22 protein-coding genes are annotated in these 23,455 nt (G+C 40.2%); 6 read left to right on the top strand and 16 right to left on the bottom strand.

The features are described from left to right. Window positions 1-117 precede the first annotated feature (117 nt). The 3 genes from MKL32_RS15315 to MKL32_RS15305 form a co-directional block, all read right to left on the bottom strand. A complete protein-coding gene (locus tag MKL32_RS15315; RefSeq protein ID WP_125297868.1) occupies window positions 118-2,067 on the bottom strand; it encodes a 2-oxo acid dehydrogenase subunit E2 in 1,950 nt (649 codons plus the stop codon). Window positions 2,068-2,069: 2 nt separating this feature from the next. Beyond that, on the bottom strand, window positions 2,070-4,787 hold the full coding sequence (gene aceE / locus MKL32_RS15310; RefSeq protein WP_004964934.1) for a pyruvate dehydrogenase (acetyl-transferring), homodimeric type: 2,718 nt from the start codon (window positions 4,785-4,787) through the stop codon (window positions 2,070-2,072). Window positions 4,788-4,990: 203 nt separating this feature from the next. Continuing rightward, window positions 4,991-5,698, bottom strand: a complete 708-nt coding sequence (locus MKL32_RS15305) for a M23 family metallopeptidase (protein ID WP_004909910.1) — start codon at window positions 5,696-5,698, stop codon at window positions 4,991-4,993. Between the two features lie 107 nt (window positions 5,699-5,805). Here MKL32_RS15305 and MKL32_RS15300 point away from each other — a divergent pair, with 107 nt between their 5' ends. Further along, entirely contained in the window at window positions 5,806-6,246 is a 441-nt protein-coding gene (locus MKL32_RS15300) for a hypothetical protein (protein WP_004964937.1), read from the top strand. Window positions 6,247-6,344: 98 nt separating this feature from the next. Here the strand turns inward: MKL32_RS15300 and lpxC are convergent, their stop codons facing one another. The 9 genes from lpxC to MKL32_RS15255 all read right to left on the bottom strand — a co-directional run bounded on the left by lpxC (window position 6,345) and on the right by MKL32_RS15255 (window position 16,372). Further along, window positions 6,345-7,247 (bottom strand): UDP-3-O-acyl-N-acetylglucosamine deacetylase, encoded by a 903-nt coding sequence (lpxC, locus tag MKL32_RS15295; RefSeq protein ID WP_004909915.1) that lies wholly within the window; start codon window positions 7,245-7,247, stop codon window positions 6,345-6,347. Window positions 7,248-7,358: 111 nt separating this feature from the next. After that, entirely contained in the window at window positions 7,359-8,540 is a 1,182-nt protein-coding gene (gene ftsZ / locus MKL32_RS15290; protein ID WP_004909919.1) for a cell division protein FtsZ, read from the bottom strand. Between the two features lie 166 nt (window positions 8,541-8,706). After that, entirely contained in the window at window positions 8,707-9,969 is a 1,263-nt protein-coding gene (gene ftsA, locus MKL32_RS15285; protein ID WP_004909921.1) for a cell division protein FtsA, read from the bottom strand. 65 nt (window positions 9,970-10,034) lie between these two features. Continuing rightward, window positions 10,035-10,892: a cell division protein FtsQ/DivIB gene (locus MKL32_RS15280; RefSeq protein WP_004909927.1), complete on the bottom strand. Its 858-nt coding sequence runs from the start codon at window positions 10,890-10,892 to the stop codon at window positions 10,035-10,037. A 6-nt stretch (window positions 10,893-10,898) separates the two neighbouring features. Continuing rightward, window positions 10,899-11,825: a D-alanine--D-alanine ligase gene (locus MKL32_RS15275; RefSeq protein WP_151690642.1), complete on the bottom strand. Its 927-nt coding sequence runs from the start codon at window positions 11,823-11,825 to the stop codon at window positions 10,899-10,901. 110 nt (window positions 11,826-11,935) lie between these two features. Next, window positions 11,936-13,381 carry a UDP-N-acetylmuramate--L-alanine ligase gene (gene murC / locus MKL32_RS15270; protein ID WP_004951289.1) on the bottom strand — a complete coding sequence of 482 codons (1,446 nt, stop codon included), beginning with the start codon at window positions 13,379-13,381 and terminating at the stop codon, window positions 11,936-11,938. Window positions 13,382-13,394: 13 nt separating this feature from the next. Next, window positions 13,395-14,492, bottom strand: a complete 1,098-nt coding sequence (murG, locus tag MKL32_RS15265; RefSeq protein WP_017397599.1) for an undecaprenyldiphospho-muramoylpentapeptide beta-N-acetylglucosaminyltransferase — start codon at window positions 14,490-14,492, stop codon at window positions 13,395-13,397. Between the two features lie 229 nt (window positions 14,493-14,721). Beyond that, complete coding sequence (gene gshB / locus MKL32_RS15260) at window positions 14,722-15,666, bottom strand: glutathione synthase (RefSeq protein ID WP_099947880.1); 945 nt, start codon at window positions 15,664-15,666, stop codon at window positions 14,722-14,724. 223 nt (window positions 15,667-15,889) lie between these two features. Next, on the bottom strand, window positions 15,890-16,372 hold the full coding sequence (locus MKL32_RS15255) for a glutathione peroxidase (protein WP_151707899.1): 483 nt from the start codon (window positions 16,370-16,372) through the stop codon (window positions 15,890-15,892). 179 nt (window positions 16,373-16,551) lie between these two features. Here MKL32_RS15255 and MKL32_RS15250 point away from each other — a divergent pair, with 179 nt between their 5' ends. Next, complete coding sequence (locus MKL32_RS15250; protein WP_004909944.1) at window positions 16,552-17,004, top strand: MarR family winged helix-turn-helix transcriptional regulator; 453 nt, start codon at window positions 16,552-16,554, stop codon at window positions 17,002-17,004. Then, entirely contained in the window at window positions 17,005-17,193 is a 189-nt protein-coding gene (locus tag MKL32_RS15245; protein ID WP_035336228.1) for a DUF3565 domain-containing protein, read from the top strand. Between the two features lie 74 nt (window positions 17,194-17,267). Here MKL32_RS15245 and MKL32_RS15240 read toward each other — a convergent pair whose 3' ends face one another. From MKL32_RS15240 to pyrE, 3 genes are all read right to left on the bottom strand, one after another. Continuing rightward, window positions 17,268-17,936, bottom strand: coding sequence for a hypothetical protein (locus MKL32_RS15240; RefSeq protein WP_004909952.1), 669 nt, complete (start codon window positions 17,934-17,936; stop codon window positions 17,268-17,270). Window positions 17,937-17,944: 8 nt separating this feature from the next. After that, window positions 17,945-19,102, bottom strand: a complete 1,158-nt coding sequence (locus tag MKL32_RS15235; protein WP_004909957.1) for an AAA family ATPase — start codon at window positions 19,100-19,102, stop codon at window positions 17,945-17,947. A 366-nt stretch (window positions 19,103-19,468) separates the two neighbouring features. Beyond that, window positions 19,469-20,119, bottom strand: a complete 651-nt coding sequence (gene pyrE / locus MKL32_RS15230; protein ID WP_004951249.1) for an orotate phosphoribosyltransferase — start codon at window positions 20,117-20,119, stop codon at window positions 19,469-19,471. Window positions 20,120-20,158: 39 nt separating this feature from the next. Between pyrE and MKL32_RS15225 the strand changes: the two genes are divergently transcribed. After that, entirely contained in the window at window positions 20,159-20,983 is an 825-nt protein-coding gene (locus MKL32_RS15225; RefSeq protein ID WP_004964967.1) for an exodeoxyribonuclease III, read from the top strand. A gap of 438 nt (window positions 20,984-21,421) precedes the next feature. Further along, complete coding sequence (locus MKL32_RS15220) at window positions 21,422-21,772, top strand: arsenate reductase (RefSeq protein ID WP_005403416.1); 351 nt, start codon at window positions 21,422-21,424, stop codon at window positions 21,770-21,772. Between the two features lie 61 nt (window positions 21,773-21,833). On the opposite strand, the gene MKL32_RS15215 is transcribed toward MKL32_RS15220, so the two are convergent. After that, window positions 21,834-22,271, bottom strand: a complete 438-nt coding sequence (locus MKL32_RS15215) for a DUF2147 domain-containing protein (protein WP_151690637.1) — start codon at window positions 22,269-22,271, stop codon at window positions 21,834-21,836. A 188-nt stretch (window positions 22,272-22,459) separates the two neighbouring features. Here MKL32_RS15215 and MKL32_RS15210 point away from each other — a divergent pair, with 188 nt between their 5' ends. Further along, window positions 22,460-23,371, top strand: a complete 912-nt coding sequence (locus tag MKL32_RS15210; RefSeq protein ID WP_151690636.1) for an alpha/beta hydrolase — start codon at window positions 22,460-22,462, stop codon at window positions 23,369-23,371. Window positions 23,372-23,455: the final 84 nt, after the last annotated feature.

Here is a 23,455-nt window from a genome sequence, read left to right as displayed (position 1 = left end):
CAGTGCTTGATTCTCTCATTGCTCATTTTCAAATTGATAGCAAATAAAGTAACGTTTTTCTATATTCAATAAAAAGAAAACCCCGCCTGAGCGAGGTATTCTTAAATCAATTATTCGTTAGAGCAATAAGCTACGAATATCTTTTAATAGCTTGGTCAATTTATTGGTAAAGCGTGCCGCATCAGCCCCATTAATAACTCGATGATCATATGACAACGATAATGGCAACATTAAGCGTGGATCAAAATCTTTACCATTCCATACAGGTTGCATGGTTGCTGGAGAGATACCCAAAATTGCGACTTGAGGCCAGTTCACTAAAGGCGTAAATGCAGTTCCACCAATACTACCCAAGCTCGTAATGGTAAAGTTGGCACCTTGCAAATCTTTCGGTGATAACTTACGATCACGCGCTTTTTGACTGAGTTCAGCCAGTTCCATCGCGATTTGCTTAATGGATTTTTGGTCTGGATTACGCAGTACAGGAACTGTTAAACCATCAGGTGTAGCGACTGCGATACCCATATGAATTTCGTTACGCAACAACACTGACTTTTGATCATCTGCCAAATGACCCGCGAAATAAGGTTCTTCTTTTAACAAGTGAGCAACCGCTTTCGCGATGAACGCTAAAATAGTTAAGCTAATTCCTTGTTTTTTGAACCCATCTTTCAGTTCGCCACGCCATGCTTCAAGCTCAGTGATATCAGCCAAGTCAAACTGCGTTACTTGTGGTATGAAGTTATTCAATGACAATTGCGGAACAGAGACCTGTTGCAAACGTGTCATTGCTTTTACTTCGCCACCACCGAAGGCAGTGAAATCAGGTAATGATGGCAAGCCTGAAGCGACAGGTGCAGCCTGTGTACTAGGAGCAGCTTGTGGTGCAGTTAAACGCGTTTTTACATAAGCAAAAACATCGTCTTTCATCACACGACCGTGTTCGCCAGAGGCTTTCACTTGACCAAGGACTACTCCGAGTTCACGCGCCAATTTACGTACCGCTGGACCCGCATAAACTTTGGCATTGTCAGCTTCTTGCTCTTTGGTCAGCTTCTCAGCTTGCGCTGGCGCACTCGGTGCTGCTGTCGCTACCGTCTGTGGTTTTACTGGTGCAGCTTCAGTAGCAGTTGGTTGAGTTTTTGGTGCTACTTGAGCAGCAGCCTGACCACTCACCTCTATCGTTGCCAAACCCATGCCTTGACGAACTTCTTGATTGGCTGACACATGGATTGCTCTCACAATCCCCGCAACCGAGCTTGGAACTTCAACAGATGCCTTATCTGACTCAACCACGCATAAGCTTTGTTGAGCTTTAACGCGATCACCAACATTGACCAAAATTTCTGAAACAAGTGCTTTTTCTACACCTAGATCAGGTACTTCAATTTCAACATTACCTGTTGAGCTATTAGTTGCAGCTAAGGCTTCTGTAGTTGCTACTGTTTGAGCTGGAGCTACTTGCGGTTCAGATGGTACTACAGCACTCGCGGTCTTGACCTGAATCAACACCACTCCTTCCTTAATGCTGTCACCCTCTTTGATTTGAATCGCTTCAACTACGCCTGCAACTGAACTCGGAACTTCGACCGTTGCCTTATCTGACTCAACAACGACAATACTTTGTTCAACTTCAATTTCATCGCCAACTTTTACAAGAACTTCGGCAACCAAAGCTTTTTCAACACCAATATCTGGAACTTTTACATCCACAACTTGCGTCGAAGTCGCAGATTGGTTAACGACAGGTGCAGATGGAGTTTCAATCTGTTCAGATTGAGTTTCTACCTTCGGAGTTTCAACTTGAGCTGTTTCAACAACACGACTTTCCGTTGCTTGAGATTCTGCTTCCAGCTCAACTAAAGCAACACCTTCAGTAACTTCATCACCTTGTTTAACCAAAATACTTTTCACGATACCTGCGGCAGTACTTGGAACTTCTACCGTCGCTTTATCAGACTCTAGAACTAAAAGACTATCTTCTACAGCGACTCGATCACCTATTTTTACCAAGATTTCGGCGACCAAAGCTTTATCAACGCCAATATCAGGTGCTTGGATTTGCATGATTAGTTCCCCTCACCTGTTTGGTTTTCGTGATATTCAGCCACAGCTTGCACTTGCGGGTGCGCCTGTGGTGCCCATGCAACTGGACGATCTGTATCTAACTCAAATGATGAGATTGCGTCTTTTACTAAACGGTTTTCCACCTCACCTTCGTCGGCTAATTTTTTCAAAGTCGCAACTACGATATGTGCCGCATCAACTCCGAAATAGCTACGCAAATTAGCACGAGTATCTGAGCGACCATAACCATCTGTCCCCAAAGTGACATATGGACGATTGTCTGGTAAATATGCTCGGATTTGCTCACTATAAACGCGCATGTGATCCGTAGCTGAAACTACAATACCGTCAGTATCACGTAATTGCTGAGATACCCAAGATTCTTTTGCTGTCTCAGTCAAAGGATGTAAACGATTATATTCGTCACATGCCATACCATCACGTGCTAGCTCGTTGAAACTCGTCACACTCCAGACATTTGAATGAATCTGATATTCATCACGAAGTATTTTTGCTGCTTTGATCACTTCACGTAAAATGACACCTGAGCCTAATAATTGAACTGTTGCTTGCTCATCTTTCTGCAACAAATACATACCACGCTTAATGCCTTCTTCTGCACCTTCAGGCATTTCAGGATGTTCGTAGTTTTCGTTCATCACTGTTAAATAATAGAACACACGCTCTTGATCTTGATACATGCGTTTCAAGCCGTCATGCACAATCACCGCAAGTTCATAACCAAAACAAGGATCATAAGAAACACAGTTTGGAATCGTACCTGCCAAGATATGAGAATGACCATCTTGGTGTTGTAGACCCTCACCATTTAAGGTGGTACGTCCAGCAGTTGCACCTAACAAGAAGCCTTGCGCTTGTGCATCACCTGCCGCCCATGCGATATCCCCAATACGTTGGAAACCAAACATTGAGTAATACATGTACATCGGAATCATTGGTAAGTTATTGGTTGAATAACTAGTCCCTAACGCAGCCCAAGCACTCATCGCACCAGCTTCGTTAATCCCTTCTTGCAACATATGACCATCTTTCGCTTCACGATAATTCATGAGCTGTTCATTGTCTTCAGGGGTATATTTTTGTCCGTGTGCGGCATAAATCCCGAGTTGGCGGAACATACCTTCCAAGCCGAATGTACGAGCTTCATCTGGAACGATTGGCACAACATGATCTTTGATAGCTTTTTCTTTTAACAAAGCTGAGATCAAACGTACCATCAACATCGTCGTTGATTGCTCTTTTCCGCCACTACCTTTTAATACGGCATCAAAAACTGACAGTTCAGGTATTGGCAAAGAAGTACTTTCCTTACGACGTGCAGGTAGGTAACCACCTAACGCTTCACGACGTGCTTTCATGTACTTCATTTCTGGAGAGTTTTCACTTGGGCGGTAGAATGGAAGCTCTTCTAACTTATCATCTGTAAATGGCAAGTTAAAACGGTCACGTACATATTTCAAAGAGTCGATCTGCATTTTTTTGATTTGGTGAGTTTTGTTCACCGCTTCAATTTCTTCAGACAAACCATAACCTTTAACGGTTTTTGCAAGAATAACGGTTGGTTGACCTTTGGCTTTCATTGCTTCTGCGTAGGCAGCAAAAACTTTGTATGGGTCATGACCACCACGGTTCAGATTATCGATATCTTCATCGCTTAAGTCTTTTACCAGTTCTGCAGCTTCTGGGTACTTGCCAAAGAATTTCTCACGCGTATACGCACCACCTTTCACTTGATAGCGTTGGTACTCACCATCAACTGTTTCTTCCATGACCGCTTTTAAAGCGCCTGAAGTATCTTGAGCAAGTAGTGGATCCCAATGACGACCCCAAACTACTTTAATGACACGCCAGCCTGCACCACGGAATAAAGATTCAAGTTCTTGAATAATTTTACCGTTACCACGTACAGGACCATCGAGGCGCTGTAAATTACAATTCACGACCCAAATCAGGTTATCAAGCTTTTCACGCCCCGCAAGTGAAATTGCACCAGTACTTTCTGGCTCATCCATCTCACCATCGCCAAGATATGCCCAGACTTTACGATTCTCTTCTTTAATCAAACCACGATTCATCAAGTACTTTTGAATATGAGCTTGATAAATTGACATGATTGGACCAAGACCCATCGATACGGTAGGGAATTGCCAATAGTCAGGCATCAAATATGGATGAGGATAACTTGGGAGACCATTACCACCCACTTCACGACGGAAATTATTAAGTTGCTCTTCATTCAAACGTCCTTCCAAGAAAGAACGCGCATAAATACCAGGTGCACAGTGACCTTGGTAGTAAATCATGTCGCCACCAAAATTATCAGAGGCAGCGCGGAAGAAATGGTTAAAACCAACATCATATAACGTCGCAGAAGATGCGAAACTAGCAAGGTGACCACCTAAGTCATCACCTGTTTTGTTTGCACGTAAAACCATTGCAAGTGCATTCCAACGAATCAAGGCACGAATACGACGCTCCATGTCTTGATCGCCTGGCATTGCTGGTTGTTCTTCAACTGAGATCGTGTTGAGATAAGGTGTATTTAAGCGTTGGATCGGCACATGTTTTGCAATCGCACGTTGATATAGTTTTTCTAGTAAGAAAGCAGCACGTTCTGTGCCCATGTGTTGTAATACTGAATCAAATGCTTCTTGCCATTCCTGGGTTTCTTGCGCGTCAGAGTCGCCATAAAACGCCATACAATTCACCTTTTCCCTAAAGTTATTTTGACGTTCTATTTTTATCATGTTTTGGCTTCATAAAGGTATCACCCCAAATGAATACAAAATGCCATAATATTTTCTCACTAAATAGTCATTGACCTAAATAAAACAAAAGACATAAAAAATCGCCAATAATGGCGATTTTCTCAGAATTAATATACAAATGTTATACAAATGAATTAAGGCAACATCGCTAAGTATGTTGATGGGTTTTTACGCTGACCATCTTTCACAACTTCAAAATGTAAATGTGGACCAGTACAACGACCAGTACAACCTACATTTGCAATGTGTTCACCTGCACTCACTCGATCACCAGCATTTACGATTAAACGCGAAGCATGAGCGTAGCGTGTGATATATCCATTGCCATGATCAATTTCAACGTATTGACCATAACCTGAACCCCAACCAGATTTTGTTACAACGCCAGGACCGGTTGCATAAATCGGAGTTCCAGATGGTGCTGAAAGATCAATACCTGAATGGTGACGAGTAGAACCGAGTAAAGTACGAGTTCCCCAAGATGAACTTACACGCCCTTCTTCCAACGGATGGCTCACTAACCAAGAATAACCCGTATTTGATGAAAATGATGATGTAGATTTTTCTTTCGGAGTAGAAATTGCCGAACGGCCATATTTCTTTTCAATCATTGCGTTGTTTAATTCAATCGTCTTTTCACGCAACTGAACAGATACATTTGAAACTGCTGGTAGATCTATATCATCTGGATGATTATAAGAACCTTGAGCAAGTGTTTTTGATAATTCTTCTAAACGGTCATCACCCGTAGTTTGAGTGATATTTTGATAATCTGCAAAGGCAACCGATGCTGCAGAAGCAGCTAATGAAAATGCGAGTAAAATACGACGCGTATGATGCATAAAAAACCTCTTGAAACCGTCCTTACTAAAGTTCCTTTATCATCTCTTCCTTGAAATCAGCTGAAGTGAACGCTTAAGATGAACATCTAACCTCGTGGGAAGTTAAAATGTCTGAACCTACAAACGTCTTTCAACAGAAAGGACAACACATAAAAACAGGAAACTTAACGTTTCTGACTACGCAAGTCACACAATGGAAACAACTTACGAAAATTATTCAACCATTATTGCCCCAACCAGAACAATGGCAGGTTGTTTGTTATCAACATGGCGTTTTGACCATAACAGGTGAAAATCAAGCAATGATTAGTCAGCTCAGTTATTTACAAAGTCACTATGTTGCGCAGTTAGCTCAGCTTGAAGGTCTCAGAGATTTAAGAAAAATCCAAGTCCGTTTAAGAAATAAGACCGTGGTTTCTCAACAAGTCTCTCCCCCGCCTCAAGCACTTTCTTCAGAGACAAAGGAGCTATTACGCAGTGCCGCTGAATATGTGAGCGACGCTAAGCTTAGCCAAGCTTTACTACGTTTGGCAAGCAATAAAAAGTAAAGTACCGATATTGACGATCGAAACACTCAATCCAATAACGAGAACCACATCACAATTTTAATTGTTATAATATAACATACACAATATAAGACAATGACTTATGTCACACTTACATACGGAATCGGACATTCATTCTCGTTAATAAATGTTACAATTTCATAGCTGCTTGGATCGTTTTGAACATTGCGAAGAAGCTGATTATTCAGAGCGTGTCCTGACTTATAGCCATCAAATTTCGCAATAATTTGATGCCCTAATAGATATAAATCACCTACTGCGTCTAAAATCTTATGGCGAACAAACTCATCGGCGAAGCGCAGCCCTTCTTCATTGACTACGCCTGTATCATCAACACCAATCGCATTTTCCAAACTTGCACCTAATGCAAGATTGTTGGCTTTTAAATAATCCAAATCTTTCATGAAACCAAAAGTTCGGGCTTCGCTAACTTCATAGACAAAGGTTTCTGTAGAGAAGTCGATACTGACAGATTGATATTCTTTTGCGAAGGCGGGATGGTCAAAATCGATCGTAAAATTAAGTTGAAAACCTGAATGAGGCGTAAAAATAGCACGCTTATCCTCAAGCAGCGCTTCTACAGGTTTTAAAATTCGGATAAATTTCTTCGGTGCATTTTGCTCTGCGAGCTCACCTTGCATAAGAAGATAGATAAATGGACCAGCACTACCATCCATGATTGGCACTTCAGATGCAGACACTTCAACGATAAGGTTATCAATCCCCAATCCTGCAATCGCACTCATCACATGCTCAATCGTTCCGACTTTAATGTCTTCTCGAACGAGATTGGAGCACATAAAGGCTTCTTGGATAAGTAAAGCATTTGCTGGAATATCAACTGGCGGATTTAAATCAATACGGCGAAAGACAATACCTCCATCAATATGGTGTGGAACAAAATTAATCAGCACCTTTTGACCACTGTGCAGACCAATACCGCTCGCTTTCACCACACGTTTCAAAGTACGTTGTTTCACCATGCCACGCCAACTTCATTTGCAAAAACCGATATAACTTAGCATATTTTGCCATTTTAAAAAAATAAAAAAGGGGACAATTACTGTCCCCCTTTAGCTAAACATATGATTTTGTTATTTACGCTGTTGATTTTTCAGATAGTCCTGAATGCTCATCGGCGAAGAACGCGGGGTTGAACTTGGTGCGTTCGCTACTGGTGATTCAGCATTTGTACGCTTACTAATTGCAGGTACATCATCTTCATCAACTGATTGTTGGGCTGTATGTGCTGTGGCATGATGCGTTGTCGTAACGCGCTTCTTCGCCTCAACTTCGCTCGCATTACGAGTCAGACCAGTTGCAATTACAGTCACACGAAGTTCATCACGTGCATCAGGATCAAATACCGTACCGTAGAAGATTTCACCTTCGTCCAAATCAACAATTTGATTGACCACATCGGTAATAATTTCTGTTTCACGTAACGTAATATCATCACCACCAGTAATATTGATCAACACACCTTTAGCATTGATAATATTCACGTTATCGAGTAATGGGCTACGGATTGCTTGTTCAGCTGCTTGGCGAGCACGGTCTTCACCACGTCCCAAACCAGCCCCCATCATTGCATAACCACGTGTGCTCATCGCAGTTTTTAAGTCAGCAAAGTCTAGGTTAATGTGACCACGATTTACCACTAAGTCAAAAATACTGCGAACAGCATTTAACAATACATCGTCTGCCTTTTTATAGGCATCTTTCATTGAGATGTCACCATACACGCTGAGTAAGCGTTGATTTGGGATAATAATCAACGAATCTACATGTGCTTCAAGTGCATCAATACCTTTTTCAGCTGATTTTTGACGACGACGACCTTCAAAATTAAAAGGGGTTGTCACAACACCAACGGTCAAAATACCCATTTCTTTAGCTACTTCGGCAACCACAGGTGCTGCACCTGTACCTGTACCACCGCCCATACCTGCAGTGACAAAAACCATGTCCGTGCCTTCGAGATGTTGACGAATCACTTCACGGCTTTCTTCAGCAGCAATCTGACCAACCTCTGGATTTGCACCTGCACCTAAACCACGAGTACTTTGCTCACCCAGCTGGATCTTGAATGGAGCATTCATGCTATCTAGGGCTTGTTTATCCGTGTTTGCACAAACAAACTTTACGCCTTTGATGTCTGACTGCACCATGTGTTGAACAGCGTTACCGCCACCACCACCCACGCCAAATACTGTGAAACGGGCTTGACCGTTGCCATCGTCTAGTTCATCTTCTATAAATTCAAATGAGGCCATGACCTTTAGATTTCCTAATATATAAATGGCAGTTACTTCAGCCCGTTACTGCCTTGATTTTTAAAACTACTGATGCCTAGGATGCTGTTCAATATTACTCAGCTTGTCAAGTCCAGTGACTTACTATTACAACTTCCTAACAATTTTTCCCCAAAATACCTACAAGTTAGAAAATCGCCTTAAGCTTGCTATTGAGTGCATTCCAACCGTTTGCGACACGATCCATAAAACTTCGATCATTCGCTTCTTCAGGTTCTTCAACAGCATCTTGTAAGTCACTTTGGCTAAACATCAACAACCCTGCCGCTGTCGCATACATTGAACGGCGCAATGCAGGTAAGTGCTGATCTTCAGCATAAACTTGCAAAGGCGGATTACCCAAGTGTGCAGATACACCAAGCATACGACGTGCCAAATTCACCATTCCTTCAATTTGACAAGCATCACCTGTGAGTACAACACCATGATATAAACCATGAATTGCACCACTATGTTCTAACTCTTCACGGATAGATGTAAAGATTTCTTCATAACGTGCAATTACAATTTCTGCAAGCTCAATACGACTGATGGTTTGTGTACCATCAATACCTTGAACTTGAATCATATGGTCTGGTTTGACCACACTGATATCGACACAACCATGTAAAATTTTGATGCGTTCGGCTTCTTCAGTTGTAGTCTGTAAAACTGCTGCAATATCACGTGTCACATTTTCACCGCCACGCGGTAAAGTACGTGCTAATGCCAAACGTCCATCCAAATAAACCGCAATATTGGTAATACCTGCACCAATATCAACTAAACAAACACCATATTCTTTTTCATCTTTCAGCAAGCTCGATTCAGCTGTTGCAAGGCAAGATACCACCATTTTCTCAACACCAATGTTCGCACCTTTCATCGCGCGATCAAGGTTTTGCATAGTGCTGATCGGCATCATCATCAGCTGATAGTGTCCTGTCATGCTATGTGCTGACATATTCACAGGATTTTGTACCCATTCAGCAGAGTCACCTAACTCAAAGCCTAAAGGCACAGCACTTGCCAAATAATAATCAGGGGTCACATGGCTCGCTTTAGCCAACTCTAACGCTCTAACTACTTCATTTGTCGTAATAATATGATCATGATTTGCGACAGGAGTGCGACCTGAAGCATAAAAACTTTGTAATTCAGTACTTGGTATCGACACCCATGCGCTATGAATACGACATTCCGCCATATCTTCTGCTTCGGATACTGCATTTTTAATGGCAGCAATCACTTTGTCTAAGCTGACAATCTTGCCTTTAACCATACCTCGGTTGCGAGCAGTTGCCATGCCGATCACTTGGATTTTATCTGGTGCATGGATCTTACCAATCAAAACTGAGACTTTATGAGTCCCAATATCAATCGCAACAACTGAGGGAACAGCTTCACTCATTACTTCAATACCATATCTTTTGTTGTTTATACGGGCAAAACTGCCTGTTATTTTCAAGCCACGTATTATGGCTTTGCCTGAATTGCACCCGCAAGGTTTGTGTCATCAATCGTTACAACTAATTGACCATTGACAATCTTTGGCGGCATTGCATTTTTCCACTGAATGGCCAAGCCATTTCGGTAACGTAAATCAATCGCCGAGATTTTTGACCATACAGGTTTTAAATCCGTTTGTGCCAATTGGCTCAAGCGTTGTAACTTATTCATGGTTTGATCTTGGTCAACAATAATACGTAAACCTGAATCAAACTGCATGAACCATGTCATACGATCTGTTAAATAAAGCTCTTTTAACCGCAAATTTGCAGGATAAAACAACTGATTAATTTCATTATAGCGACGCATCATCATTTTGGATTGGCTGACTGGACCATGCAAAAGCGGCAAGTTTGGATGTACCTTTGGTACAGCTTCGCTAAATACATCGCCATTATCACTGAGCAAGCGCCCTGTTCCCCAACGTGCAATCGCATGTCGCGGCATCACCCGCACACGAATTGCATTTGGCCAAGCTCGTGAAACTACCACCCGATCAACCCATGAGACTTGTAACGCCTGATCACGAATTAATTCTAAATCTGAAGTGAAATAATTATCTTTAATTATAGGATTGAGATGTTGAACCAACTGTTGGTTCTCAACTTCTGATTGAGTACCCACCACCTGCAATTGTGCCACAGTTGCATCTGTCATGACTTTATATAAGCCATAAAGACCAACTGCAAGCACGGCAAATGCAACAACAAGAAGCAGCCAACCTCCCGCGTTCACCATTTTTTGTTTAGGCGAAGGCGGTTTCTCATGAATAGAGCTGATGGCAGGTCGTGTTTTACGACGCATTGATGCAGGAAGTTGAGCCATGAATAATTAAGCCGACTTTGTTAAAGTTTGCTCTAAAATTGCTAGGCAAAGCTCATCAAAACTATAACCGACCGCTTGTGCAGCTTTAGGTACAAGCGAGTGGCTGGTCATACCAGGTACAGTATTTACCTCTAACAACCAGAAATTACCTTGCTCATCTTGCATCGCATCAATACGTCCCCAACCTTCTGCACCTACTGCTTGAAATGCACGTAAGCATAGCGCTTGCAAAGACTTTTCTTCATTTTCACTCAAACCACACGGAATACCATATTGCACATCATTGCGTTGGTACTTCGCTTCATAGTCATAAAATGCGACATCAGCTGGGGGTTGCAAACGAATAACTGGCAACGGTTGACCATTCAGGAAAGAAATCGTGAATTCACGACCCGTAATCCATTTTTCAGCCATGACCACTGCATCATGTTGAGTCGCTTTCTCGATTGCCGCAGCAAAATCTTCTGCTTTTTCAACTTTACTCATCCCGACACTCGAACCTTCATGTACAGGCTTGATAATCACAGGCAAACCTAGATCTGCTATAACTGAGTTCAAATCAGAATCTTTTGTAATAATACGGTATGGAGCTGTTGGCAAATCACTTCCTTGCCAAATTTGCTTAGTTTTTACTTTATCCATACCAATCGCAGAGCCTTGAACGCCCGTTCCTGTATATGGAATATTTAACCACTCAAGCACACCTTGAATTTGTCCGTCTTCACCACCACGACCGTGCAATACAATAAATGCACGATCATAGGCAACAAGCTCAGTTACGCTTTTTTCCTGTGGATCAAATGCTTCTGCTTGTACACCTGAACGCAATAAAGCCTCTAATACAGCTTGACCACTGTCTAATGACACAGCACGCTCAGCCGACTTCCCACCAAATAACACAGCAACTTTGCCGAATTTTGCAGCATTTGACACGTTTATATCCTTAAAACTTTTCTAAATTCTCTAAATCTTCCCGCCCCCTCTTTATGAAAGAGGGAAACTCCGCCCTTTTTTAAAAGAAGGTTGGGAGGAATTTTCTAAAACTATTGGGCATACAAGCGATGCTGAGCCAATTCTACCGAAATTGCACCGACGTTACCCGCACCTTGTGTTAATAACAGGTCATTCGCTTGTAACACTTTTTGCAAAACGTTTGGTAAATTTCCTTCAACAGGATCAACTAAAATCGGCTCAACCTGACCACGCAAACGAATACTACGCGCAAGAGCACGGCTGTCTGCACCCACAATCGGCTTTTCACCCGCTGGATAAACTTCTAACAATAAAAGTTGATCAACTTGCGAAAGAACATCCACGAAGTCATCAAAGCAATCACGAGTACGACTAAAACGATGTGGTTGGAACATCATGACTAAACGGCGATCTGGATGACTGGCACGCGCTGCCTTAATCGTTGCTTCAACTTCTTTTGGATGGTGGCCATAATCATCAACGAGTTTAACAGTGCCTTCACCAACCTCAAATTCACCTTGAACTTGGAAACGACGACCAACACCGCTAAAGCCTTCTAAAGCACGACAAATCGCACCATCAGAAACACCTTCATCTGTCGCAACACCAATCGCCGCAAGCGCATTTAGGACATTGTGTAAACCTGGTTGGTTAATCGTGACACGTAATGGCTCACGATCTTTACGCAATACAGTGAAATGTGAGCGCATACCATCTTGTTCAACGTCAACGGCACGTACATCATTATCTTCATTAAAACCATAGGTCAGTACTGGACGACCAACACGCGGTAAAATTTCGCGAATATTGGCATCATCACCACATACCACAGCCAAACCATAGAACGGCAAGTTATGTAAGAATTGAATAAAGGTATCTTTTAATTTATCGAAACTACCTTCATAAGTGTCCATATGATCGGCATCGATATTGGTCACAATCGCAGCCATTGGCTGCAAATATAAGAATGAAGCATCTGACTCATCCGCTTCTGCCACGATAAAACGGCTTTCACCCAGTGCCGCATTTACCCCTGTACTATTCAGCAATCCACCAATTACGTATGTCGGGTCAAGATTTTCTTCCGCCAACATCGTTGTTAATAAACTAGTCGTTGTAGTTTTACCATGTGTACCTGCAACTGCAATACCATGACGATAACGCATCAACTCACCAAGCATTTCAGCACGACGTACAATCGGTGTACGTTGTTCAATCGCGGCTTTAATCTCTGGATTTTCAGGATCAATCGCTGTTGAAACAACAAGGACGTTGGCATTTTTAATATTGTCAGCGCTATGTCCAATAAAGACTTTAACGCCATTCGCTTCGAGTTGCGCTGTGGTTTTTGAGGCTTTAATGTCTGAACCCGAAATTTTATAACCTTGGTTGGCTAATACCTCAGCGATACCGCACATCCCCGCACCACCAATACCAACAAAGTGGATGTTTTTAATACGGCGCATTTCAGGCACTTTGATTAGCTTTTTGGCTTGGTTTGGATTTGTAGGTGACATAGATGGACTCGAATTACAATTTTTTAATCAGATCAACCACATGCTGTGTAGCATTTGGTTGTGCTTGTTGACGTGCTTTAACTGCCATTTCAGAAAGTAACTGACGATTGATCAAGCTACTTAGCAGTTTATCTAACACATCAGGTGTCATTTCTGCTTGTTGACAAATCTTAGCCGCACCAACATTTGCTAAAAACTTCGCATTTGCAGTTTGGTGATCATCTACAGCGATCGGTAGTGGAACAAAAACTGCAGCAACCCCTGCTGTCGCAACCTCGGTGACGGTTAACGCACCCGCACGACAGATAATCAAATCTGCTTCACTATACGCCTTTGCCATATCATGAATGAATGGCTGAACATCAACTTTTAATGTCGCTGGCGCATCTTGATAACGCTCAAGCGTGACATCCTGTTGGTTCTGACCACATTGATGGAATACATTGAGAGGCGCATTTATTTTTTTCAATGCTGCGGGTAAGCGCTCATTCAACGCTTGTGCCCCCAATGACCCTCCCACAATCAAGATGCTAATCGGTTGATGCTCCTGCTCTCGGGTTTGATAACGCCAAGAAGGATTCAAAATCGAACTAATTTCCGCACGTACAGGATTGCCTGTGGTGACGACTTTATCACTGTTTGGGAAAGTATTTGGAAATGCCTGACACACGGTTTTGGCAATACGAGCCAATTGGGTGTTGGTAAATCCTGCAATCGCATTTTGCTCATGAATTAATACAGGAATACCAAGTAAACGTGCAGCTAAACCACCTGGTCCTGCGACATAACCACCAAAGCCTGCAACTACATCAACTTTCAACTGTTTCATGTAGCGCATAGCGCTTAAGGTCGCTTTTAAGATTTTAAAAGGTGCGCTGAGTTTACGGACTAAACCATTACCGCGTACACCTTGAATATCAATTTGATAGATTGGAATATTTTGATCTTTAAGTAAGCGATTTTCCATACCCGATGGTGTCGCTAACCATGAGACTTGGCAACCTTCTTGTTGAAGTTGTTTCGCAACTGCAAGTGCTGGAAAGACATGTCCACCTGTACCAGCGGCCATCATCATGACATGTTTGGGTTTGTTCTGTGGCGAATTGGTCACGGTCTAATTCTTCAACTCAAAAAAGAAGGTTATCGTCTATTGTTTTCGGGAGTTATTTTAATCCTAAAGCTTCATTCACGAAAAGCGAATTTCACCTGTTTACAACAGAAAGCGTAGCTTTTTTCAATTGTTTGCTAAAAACATGGTTCTGTCGACATCTAAATGCCCATTCGTATGTTAATTTTCGCAAAAAACAAATGGGCATTTGGGTCAAAATCTAACAGCTCAATTAATTTGAACGGCCTGCTTCTAAGACATTGAATAGATCGTCTGCAATCGACGTCCCAAATTGTGCATCAATCTCACGGATACAGGTTGGGCTCGTGACATTAATCTCTGTCACATAATTACCAATCACATCAAGACCGACAAAAACTAAGCCTTTTTCACGCAGGAAAGGACCCACTTTTGCTGCGATCATTTTATCATTTTCAGTGAGTGGACGCGCCTGACCTAGACCACCCGCAGCCAAGTTACCACGCACTTCGCCATTTTGTGGAATACGTGCCAAACAATAAGGTACAGGTTCACCGTTCACCATCAAAATACGCTTATCTCCTTCGACGATTTCAGGAATATAACGTTGCGCCATGATTGGACGTGTGCCCATTTCGGTGAGCATTTCTAGAGTTGAACCGATATTTACGCCATCTTGATATAAACGGAAAATCCCCATTCCACCCATTCCATCGAGTGGTTTTACGATCACATCGCCATGTTCTTTAATAAATTCACGAATCAGGCTTTGTTGTGAAGTCACTAAAGTGGGCACTTGAAGTTCTGGGAATTGAGTTGCAAATAATTTTTCATTGCAGTCGCGTAAGGATTGGGGTTTGTTAATAATCCACGCGCCTTCACGTTCTGCTTGTTCCAAAATATAAGTGGTATAGACAAAATTCATGTCAAATGGCGGGTCTTTGCGCATCAACACCACATCGTAGTCAGCCAATGACTCTTTGCGCTTGTCACCCAACTCATAATAATGATCATAATCTTCAAAGACTTTAAGCGGTGCAATCAGACCAAATGCTTTACCTTGATCAATATATAAATCGTGTTGTAATGCATAACCCAATTCATGCCCACGACGACTTGCCGCCCATAACATTGCCATCGTGGAATCTTTCTTAAGATTTACCGTTTCGATTGGGTCCATCACTACAAGTACACGCATAATTTGACGCTCGTATTTTTAATCTTGGCAAAAAGTATAGCGAAGTTTAGTGATGATGTTTAAACAAGTTATGTAATTCTTAAATCTAAAAAATTCTAATTTATTCAGATCACTAGATTCTATTTATTTTAATAGACGATTTTCTGAGTGATAAAAATTATAAAATTACTGGCAAATGATTTCATCGCCAGTAATTCGTGCAACATTCGCTTTCAGCGTCGAATTAAGCCAAAAGTTTTTGAATATCTTTGCCAATTTTTTCAGGTTTGGTCGTTGGAGAATAACGTTTAATCACTTCGCCATTTTGATTAATCAAAAACTTGGTGAAATTCCATTTGATGCTTTCACTACCTAAAATACCTTTGGCTTCTGAGGTGAGGTATTTATAAATCGGATGTGCATTTGAACCATTCACATCGACTTTGGCAAACATAGGAAATGACACACCATAGTTGCGTTGACAGAAGCTGCCAATTTCTTCATTGCTTGATGGGTCTTGGTTAGCAAACTGGTTACATGGAAAGCCTAAAATCACCAAACCTTGTTGTTGATAGTCTTGATATAGCTTCTCAAGTCCTTCAAATTGTGCGGTTAAGCCACATTGACTTGCAGTGTTCACTACCAATAAAACTTTGCCTTGATAGTCTGCAAGGTTCTTTTGCTCGCCTTCTAAAAGTTCAGCCTGAAAATCATAAATTGTGGTCATACAACATCTCGCTCTGATTCAATCCATCTTATTTGCTTAATAGCTTTGTCTATTTGTTCAGCTATGCGAATTAATATTGCACACAATTATCTTGTATGCAAGTTAATTATGCACAATATACTTTTCTTATTAACCAATCTATACTGTGAGCTCGCAAAGGTGACCTTGAGGAGTAAAGCATGACTGAATTTTCTTACTTGGATAATCAAGTGTGTTTTGCAATGTATTCCGCGACCAATGCAATGATTCGTCAATATCGTCCCTTACTTCAGGAATACGACCTAACCTATCCTCAATTTATTGTACTGTTGGCTTTGTATGAAAAGGACAATGTAACGTTGTCTGAAATTGGACAAAAGACCTTTTTTGATTCAGGCACGCTGACGCCAATTATTAAAAAACTTGAAGAAAAGCAATTTTTAAAGCGCATTGCGGTAAAAGAAGATGAGCGTATGAAGAAGGTAATCTTGCTGGAAAAAGCACTTGCTGCAAAAGATGAAATTACCTTAATTCCTTTTAAACTCGCCTGCTCTTTGGGTGTTGATCCAAATGATTTGGTGGCAATTCATAATCTATGTCATCGCTTCTTAAAGGGTTTGGAAAGTTCTAAACTCGAAAGCATGAGTGAATAAATGCAACAGGCCATTGTTGGATTTCATCTGGATGAGGAAGGACATTACGTTGCTGACCTCGCCTGTGGTCATGGTCAGCATGTACGCCATGACCCACCGTGGCAAAATCGTCCTTGGGTGTTGACGGAGCAAGGGCGTAAGGAAAAGTTAGGGGTGATGTTGGAATGTAAAAAGTGTGAGGAAGAGTGATTCGCATAAGAGATTTTATGTTAAATCAGAGAGGATATTTCAATAATAGCTTCTCTGATTTGTCCATGTTATTACTAGATAGTATGTAATAGGTTCTTGAGATGCCTAAATGTTAATAAATGGTTGTCTCTACTTTCTCTGATACAGATTTCATCAAAGTAGTATCCCTTATCTAAATCATTAGGTTTATTCTTTGTATAAGAAATTCTTTTCTTTTTCAGAATTGCTCTTAAATAGTGTAAATGGTAATCTGCAATAGATCCATCGTAATCATCAGGGCAACCCATTTCTTCAGGATCATTGTGCCTAATGTCATAAAAGTCTAGATATTCTTGGAGATCTTCATCGATATCATGTGTTGGGAAAACCTTATCATTTCCAAAACCCCATGTTTCGATACAACATTTTTGAATAACCATTTGTATTTCAATAGGTCTAGAAAAAGTATATTTTTCAAGTTCTGATTGAATAGCGTGTAACCTTTGATCTATTGTTGAATTTTCAGTATCGACAACTATCCATAGCGCATCAATATTTGGAGTTTGGTTAATATCCTTTACTGTATCGGCTATAGCATGTGTCAGTATTCTTGGATATCCCTGAGAACTAATGATATAAAAATTATTTTCTTTTATGTCTGAAAGTTTTTTCACTTGAGACATATGTGGAGCAACATGGTTGATCCACGCATTATATACAACAGGTTCAGTTTTACTGCCTTCCATTAATAAATATATATTCATGTTTATCTTTAGTTATCAATATTAGTTGAAGCACCAAGCTTATAAATAGGTAAGTTAATTAATTTAATGAATGATTCATGATTGGATTCATCTAAGAATCGATCAGCTTCATATGCTTGAATAATATTTTTATTTCTAGAGACAATTTTCCATCTTTTTGATGGGATATGATTAATAATATATGGATGGTGGCTCGTAATAATGAATTGATATTTCATATTGGGTTTCAAAAGCCATTCTGAAATTGCATCAATACAATTAACCCCAAAACCATTTTCAAACTCATCAATTAGAAAAATACTTTGTGGTGGTGAAAGTAATAGATAACAAAGTTGTAGGAATACTTTTTTCATTCCTGACGATATTTGCTCTTGGTAAATCCAATCTTCGACCCCATCTTCAAGTATTCTATACATATATTGATAGAGTTTTTTCCCATCAGAATTAGGAATATTAAGCTCAGTTTGCATGATCTCAATATTTTTAATAAACGGGAAAATTTCTTTATATGCTTCGCATATATCTTCAAATTTATCTTCAAATTTATTTTGACATAGATAAGCTTTTTCTAAGATGTGACTAGTTAATGCTCTAAGCTCATTGAAACTATTAAAATCTTGATTATTAAGTCCAACTGCAATATTTGCAAAAGGAGTCTCATCTTGAGAAGCGATAAGTTTTACTTTTTTGAAACTTTCGAATATTGGAGTAATTAAATTTTCTTGTTGTAGTAATTTAATACAGCTTTCATTTGGTGCGAGTTTAAGAGTTGGTGAGCCCTTAAATATAATTTGTTCTTCTTCACGATGAATAATAAGATCACTATCAATATAAAGTTGCTCTGTTTTTATGCGCGCATTTGAATTGCTTCGTGACTTAGACTTTGAAAATAAACCTTGTACACGAGCCAAAGCATCCTCTTCAACACCATTGAACTCGCCAGACCATAAGTAATCATGCTCATCAATAGAAAACTCAATTTGCCAACTAAATCCATTGATGCTTTCGCCTAAAGCTACTGTTTTAATATCGCAGATAGCATCAAGAATCTGTGTTTTCCCAACACCCGAAGCACCAACTAGTAGAGTTAGCCCTTTGTTAAACTCTACATCTTGGATGTTTACTTTCCTACTAGAATAAGAAGCATTAATGCTTTTAATTTTCATATATTTACCAAATAACAACTTGTATGTTCTGTGTTTTATTAAACCGAACTAATTTTTTAATAATATATTAATTTGTTTGGAAATTTATATATATTTTCAATATAGCTTATAAGGTTGAACAAGAAGCAACAAGAACGATTAGTTTTTCTAAAATTAACATAATACGCCTTTTATGCGAAATATTTGAATTTTTCCTTTTCGCATCAATATTTTAAAGTAAGCCGTTCCTGAGTTCATCGCACTGGAACGGCTTTTTATTGATTATTCACGTTCCACGCTTATTTTTCAATCATTATTTCCAATAATTAGTTAATTACACTCAATAAAAAAGGAAGCTTTTGCTTCCTTTTTGCTTACACTTAAAACTTAGATGCCATATTTTTCACGATAAGCCTGCATATTTGCCAATGCTTCTTTCTCGCCTTTTGCATCCAAATAATCCATCAAATCTTTCATTGTGATTAAAGCATGCACTGGGATTTCGAGTTCTTTTTGTACTTCCTGAATCGCAGAAAGTTCACCTTGACCACGTTCTTGACGATCTAAGGCAACCAATACCCCTGCAATCGTTGCACCAGCATTTTTTAAGATAGTCACAACTTCACGAATCGCAGTCCCCGCAGTGATCACATCATCAATGATCCAAACTTTTTGACCTGCAACCGATGCACCAACCAACACCCCCCCTTCACCATGATCTTTGGCTTCTTTACGGTTAAAACCCCAAGGAACGCTCTTACCATGGACTTGAGACAACGCAACCGCAGTTGCGGCTACAAAAGGAATGCCTTTGTATGCAGGACCAAAAATCACACCGACATTGTCACACTGAACCAATTTATCTGCATAGCCTTGTGCTAAAAGAGAGAGTGCTTCACCATCATTTAACAAACCTGCGTTAAAGAAATAAGGACTGACACGACCTGATTTTAAGGTAAACTCACCAAATTTAAGCACACCACGTGATAATGCGAGTTCAATAAAAGCTTGCGGATTAAATGACACAGGCGTTGTCATAAGGTGCTCCAAATTCATCAATTGAGGTTAAACATACGCATGATACCAAAGGATAGCTATCCAAGTGATGTAAAAATTCTTCGAGTCGTCTCAATTAATGTAAATGGGCTACGTTCATCAGTAACCAAAGGTCTACTCGAATGGTTAGAACAGTCCGATGCGGATGTCGTATGTATGCAAGAAAGCCGCATCACCCATGAACAATGGACTGATAAATTCAAACCTGAGGGTTGGTATACGCACTTATTTCCAGCTGAACGTGCAGGCTATGCAGGTACAGCAATTTATAGTCGTTTGCCATTTATTACGGTGAAAAATGGACTTGGCTTTGAACTTGCTGACTCGCAAGGGCGTTTTATCACGGCGGAGTTTGATTTAGGACTGTCACATCCTGTTCATATTGCTTCTCTATACTTACCATCAGGTTCAAGTGGTGAAGATGCACAAGCACGTAAAGATTTATTTTTACTAGAATACGCCAAGATTTTAAAACAATGGCGAGATGAAAATAAATCGATCATCGTCTGTGGTGACTATAATATCGTGCATAAACGTATTGATATTAAAAACTGGTCAGGCAATCAAAAATCATCAGGCTGCTTACCACATGAACGAGCATGGCTTGATCACATTTATGATGATTTGGGCTATGTGGATACTTTCCGTGAAGTCCGCCAAGAAGCAGAATTATATTCATGGTGGTCAAATCGCGGTCAAGCCCGTGCGAAAAATGTCGGTTGGCGCATCGACTATCAAGCTTGCTCTCCAGACTGGAAAGCACGTACAACCAATGCATGGGTCTATAAAGAACAATGGTTTAGCGACCATGCCCCTGTGATCATCGACTACAAAATAAACGAATAAGTGAACAAGTGTTCACTTTGACCGCTTCTTTAGCTTACATATCGTGTCGTTTTTTGTGTATTTTTATTTATCACCTGTAACGGCATTATAGCACCACGGCACAGGGAAGCGGTCAGGATGACCAGAAGGGATAGGACGCCGTAGGAAGATAAAATAAACTTAGTTTAAGTTTATTTGCAAGGATGAGACATTGGACGTTGAAATGAGACCCGCATGATCAGGATGATTAGATGCGGGTTTTCTCTTTTTTAGATATTCGATTTTTTTCTTGACGCTGTCTTTAGCTTTTATGCTCAATATATAAGAACAATTTAATCAATCGCCCATCTTTTAAAAATCTCTCAATCAACTTTATAAACAATATCGATTGGCAACTGAGTCAGTTTTTACGTTAGGCTTTCGAATAAATCTTTTAATCAATCTATATGGTTTTTCAGTATGTTTAAAATTTACGGTATTAAAAATTGCAATTCAATGAAAAAAGCTTTCGATGCTTTAACTGCCAAAGGAATTGCTTACGAATTTCATGATTATAAAAAACAAGGTATTGATGCTGAAACTTTAACAGTCTGGCTGAAAGAGATTGGCGCAGACAAGGTATTAAATAAAAAAGGCACCACATGGCGCAAACTCAGTGAAGCAGAACAAAATCATGCGACTAGTAACGAATCAAATCTGATTGAAACATTGATCGCACAACCGAGCTTGATTAAACGCCCAGTTTTACAAACTCCTCAAGGTTATGTGATCGGTTTTGATGAAGCGGCTTATGCAAATTTATCGGCTTGAAATAAGCAAACAATAAAAAACCGAGTGGATTTACACTCGGTTTTTTTATATCGAATTCGGTTTAGTTGGTACGAATCCAAGTTTGGTTACGACCTAATGCTGCAACGCCGATGTAGCCACGTAATTTAAGCTTTTTACCACCATCGATGATTTCAGCTTTCAATTTATAAGTTTTACCATTTTTAGGATCAATGATAGAACCGCCATCATAATTTGTACCGCCTGCATTTTTAAGACCATGAACAATTGTCATGCCTTTCAGCGGTTTATTTTTAAAAGTACCTTCACATTTAGTGCAGGCATTTTCCTGACCAGCCACTAAATATTTTTGAATTGATGCATTGAGCGTACCGTCTTTTTGCTCTGTAAACTTCACAATCGCTTTCGGTTGTTTAGTTTCATCATCAATCGTTTGCCAAACACTACCGTTAAGCACATCTGCCGCATTGGCAAAAGTTGTTAAACCGAGCAATCCAAATGCTAAAGCAATTTTCTTCATTTTTGTAATATCCTTAAGGGGGCCTTTTCAAGACTAAGAGTATTGAGAATTTCTATCAATATTGCAATTCTTGATTATGACTATTGGGTATAGCCTGAGCAACAACAAAACATTGCTGTAATTACAGTGCAAGGCACATGAGTCAAAACTCTCTTAGTTATATACTGAACTAACAATATGGAAAAATTATGAAATTTGGTACTGTTTGGAAATATTATTTTACTGAATCATTACTAAAAGCGACCATTCGCACGCCGAGTCAGTTTCATTTAGCCCCGAATGCTTTGCGACCTTTATTAGACCAACTTTGTCGTCTATTCCCCCAAAATCCAACAGTACAAATTCGACCATTGCGCTTAGCAGGCGTGCGTGGTGAAGAAATCAAAGCACAAGCTTCTGCCACACAACTTATTTTTCATATTCATGGCGGCGCTTTTTTCTTGGGGAGTTTAAACACACATCGTGCATTAATGACTGACATCTCAGCTCGTACTCAAATGCAGGTGATCCATGTAGATTATCCACTCGCACCTGAACATCCATTCCCAGAGGCGATTGATGCAATTTTTGATGTATACCAAGCACTACTGGTACAAGGAATTAAACCCAAAGATATTATTGTCTCTGGCGACTCGTGTGGGGCTAACCTTGCATTGGCGCTTTGCTTACGCTTGAAGCAACAGCCTGAACTGATGCCAAGTGGTATGATTTTAATGTCACCATATTTAGATCTGACACTCACCAGTGAATCATTACGTTTCAATCAGAAGCATGATGCTCTGCTGTCTATTGAAGCCTTACAAGCCGGAATTAATCATTACTTAAAAGATGGTGTACAAGCGGATGATCCTCGCGTATCTCCTTTATTTGATGATCTAAAAGGTTTACCGCCAACGTTGGTTCAAGTCGGCTCTAAGGAAATCCTATTGGATGATTCAAAACGCTTTAGAGAAAAGGCGGAAAAAGCCAATGTCAAAGTGAACTTCAAACTTTACACAGGTATGTGGCATAACTTCCAAATGTTTAATGCATGGTTCCCTGAAGCGAAACAAGCACTAGCGGATATTGCTGAGTTTGCTCATTCCTTAGATCGAAATTAACTCATTTTCTCCAAATGGTCAGCAATGGCTGACCATTGTCACTCTTAATTTATTTTTGTCATAATAGTTAAAATTTGATCGATT

Origin of the sequence: Acinetobacter sp. AOR34_HL (assembly GCF_027854795.1) — a bacterium.
Taxonomy (GTDB): domain Bacteria; phylum Pseudomonadota; class Gammaproteobacteria; order Pseudomonadales; family Moraxellaceae; genus Acinetobacter; species Acinetobacter junii.
The sequence above is the reverse complement of the archived record's forward strand: the minus strand, read 5'-3'. Positions and strand labels throughout refer to the sequence as shown.

What these genes read in the sequence shown, in the direction of transcription:
- MKL32_RS15245 (WP_035336228.1), top strand. Translation starts at nt 17,005, where the DNA reads ATGCAACAGGCCATTGTTGGATTTCATCTGGATGAGGAAGGACATTAC.
- pyrE (WP_004951249.1), bottom strand. Translation starts at nt 20,119, where the DNA reads ATGACAACGCCTGTGTCATTTAATCCGCAAGCTTTTATTGAACTCGCA.
- lpxC (WP_004909915.1), bottom strand. Translation starts at nt 7,247, where the DNA reads ATGGTGAAACAACGTACTTTGAAACGTGTGGTGAAAGCGAGCGGTATT.
- murC (WP_004951289.1), bottom strand. Translation starts at nt 13,381, where the DNA reads ATGTCACCTACAAATCCAAACCAAGCCAAAAAGCTAATCAAAGTGCCT.
- ftsA (WP_004909921.1), bottom strand. Translation starts at nt 9,969, where the DNA reads ATGAGTGAAGCTGTTCCCTCAGTTGTTGCGATTGATATTGGGACTCAT.
- MKL32_RS15210 (WP_151690636.1), top strand. Translation starts at nt 22,460, where the DNA reads ATGAAATTTGGTACTGTTTGGAAATATTATTTTACTGAATCATTACTA.
- MKL32_RS15280 (WP_004909927.1), bottom strand. Translation starts at nt 10,892, where the DNA reads ATGGCTCAACTTCCTGCATCAATGCGTCGTAAAACACGACCTGCCATC.
- MKL32_RS15305 (WP_004909910.1), bottom strand. Translation starts at nt 5,698, where the DNA reads ATGCATCATACGCGTCGTATTTTACTCGCATTTTCATTAGCTGCTTCT.
- MKL32_RS15220 (WP_005403416.1), top strand. Translation starts at nt 21,422, where the DNA reads ATGTTTAAAATTTACGGTATTAAAAATTGCAATTCAATGAAAAAAGCT.
- ftsZ (WP_004909919.1), bottom strand. Translation starts at nt 8,540, where the DNA reads ATGGCCTCATTTGAATTTATAGAAGATGAACTAGACGATGGCAACGGT.
- MKL32_RS15240 (WP_004909952.1), bottom strand. Translation starts at nt 17,936, where the DNA reads ATGAATATATATTTATTAATGGAAGGCAGTAAAACTGAACCTGTTGTA.
- MKL32_RS15215 (WP_151690637.1), bottom strand. Translation starts at nt 22,271, where the DNA reads ATGAAGAAAATTGCTTTAGCATTTGGATTGCTCGGTTTAACAACTTTT.
- MKL32_RS15300 (WP_004964937.1), top strand. Translation starts at nt 5,806, where the DNA reads ATGTCTGAACCTACAAACGTCTTTCAACAGAAAGGACAACACATAAAA.
- MKL32_RS15225 (WP_004964967.1), top strand. Translation starts at nt 20,159, where the DNA reads ATGATACCAAAGGATAGCTATCCAAGTGATGTAAAAATTCTTCGAGTC.
- MKL32_RS15315 (WP_125297868.1), bottom strand. Translation starts at nt 2,067, where the DNA reads ATGCAAATCCAAGCACCTGATATTGGCGTTGATAAAGCTTTGGTCGCC.
- MKL32_RS15235 (WP_004909957.1), bottom strand. Translation starts at nt 19,102, where the DNA reads ATGAAAATTAAAAGCATTAATGCTTCTTATTCTAGTAGGAAAGTAAAC.
- MKL32_RS15255 (WP_151707899.1), bottom strand. Translation starts at nt 16,372, where the DNA reads ATGACCACAATTTATGATTTTCAGGCTGAACTTTTAGAAGGCGAGCAA.
- MKL32_RS15250 (WP_004909944.1), top strand. Translation starts at nt 16,552, where the DNA reads ATGACTGAATTTTCTTACTTGGATAATCAAGTGTGTTTTGCAATGTAT.
- gshB (WP_099947880.1), bottom strand. Translation starts at nt 15,666, where the DNA reads ATGCGTGTACTTGTAGTGATGGACCCAATCGAAACGGTAAATCTTAAG.
- aceE (WP_004964934.1), bottom strand. Translation starts at nt 4,787, where the DNA reads ATGGCGTTTTATGGCGACTCTGACGCGCAAGAAACCCAGGAATGGCAA.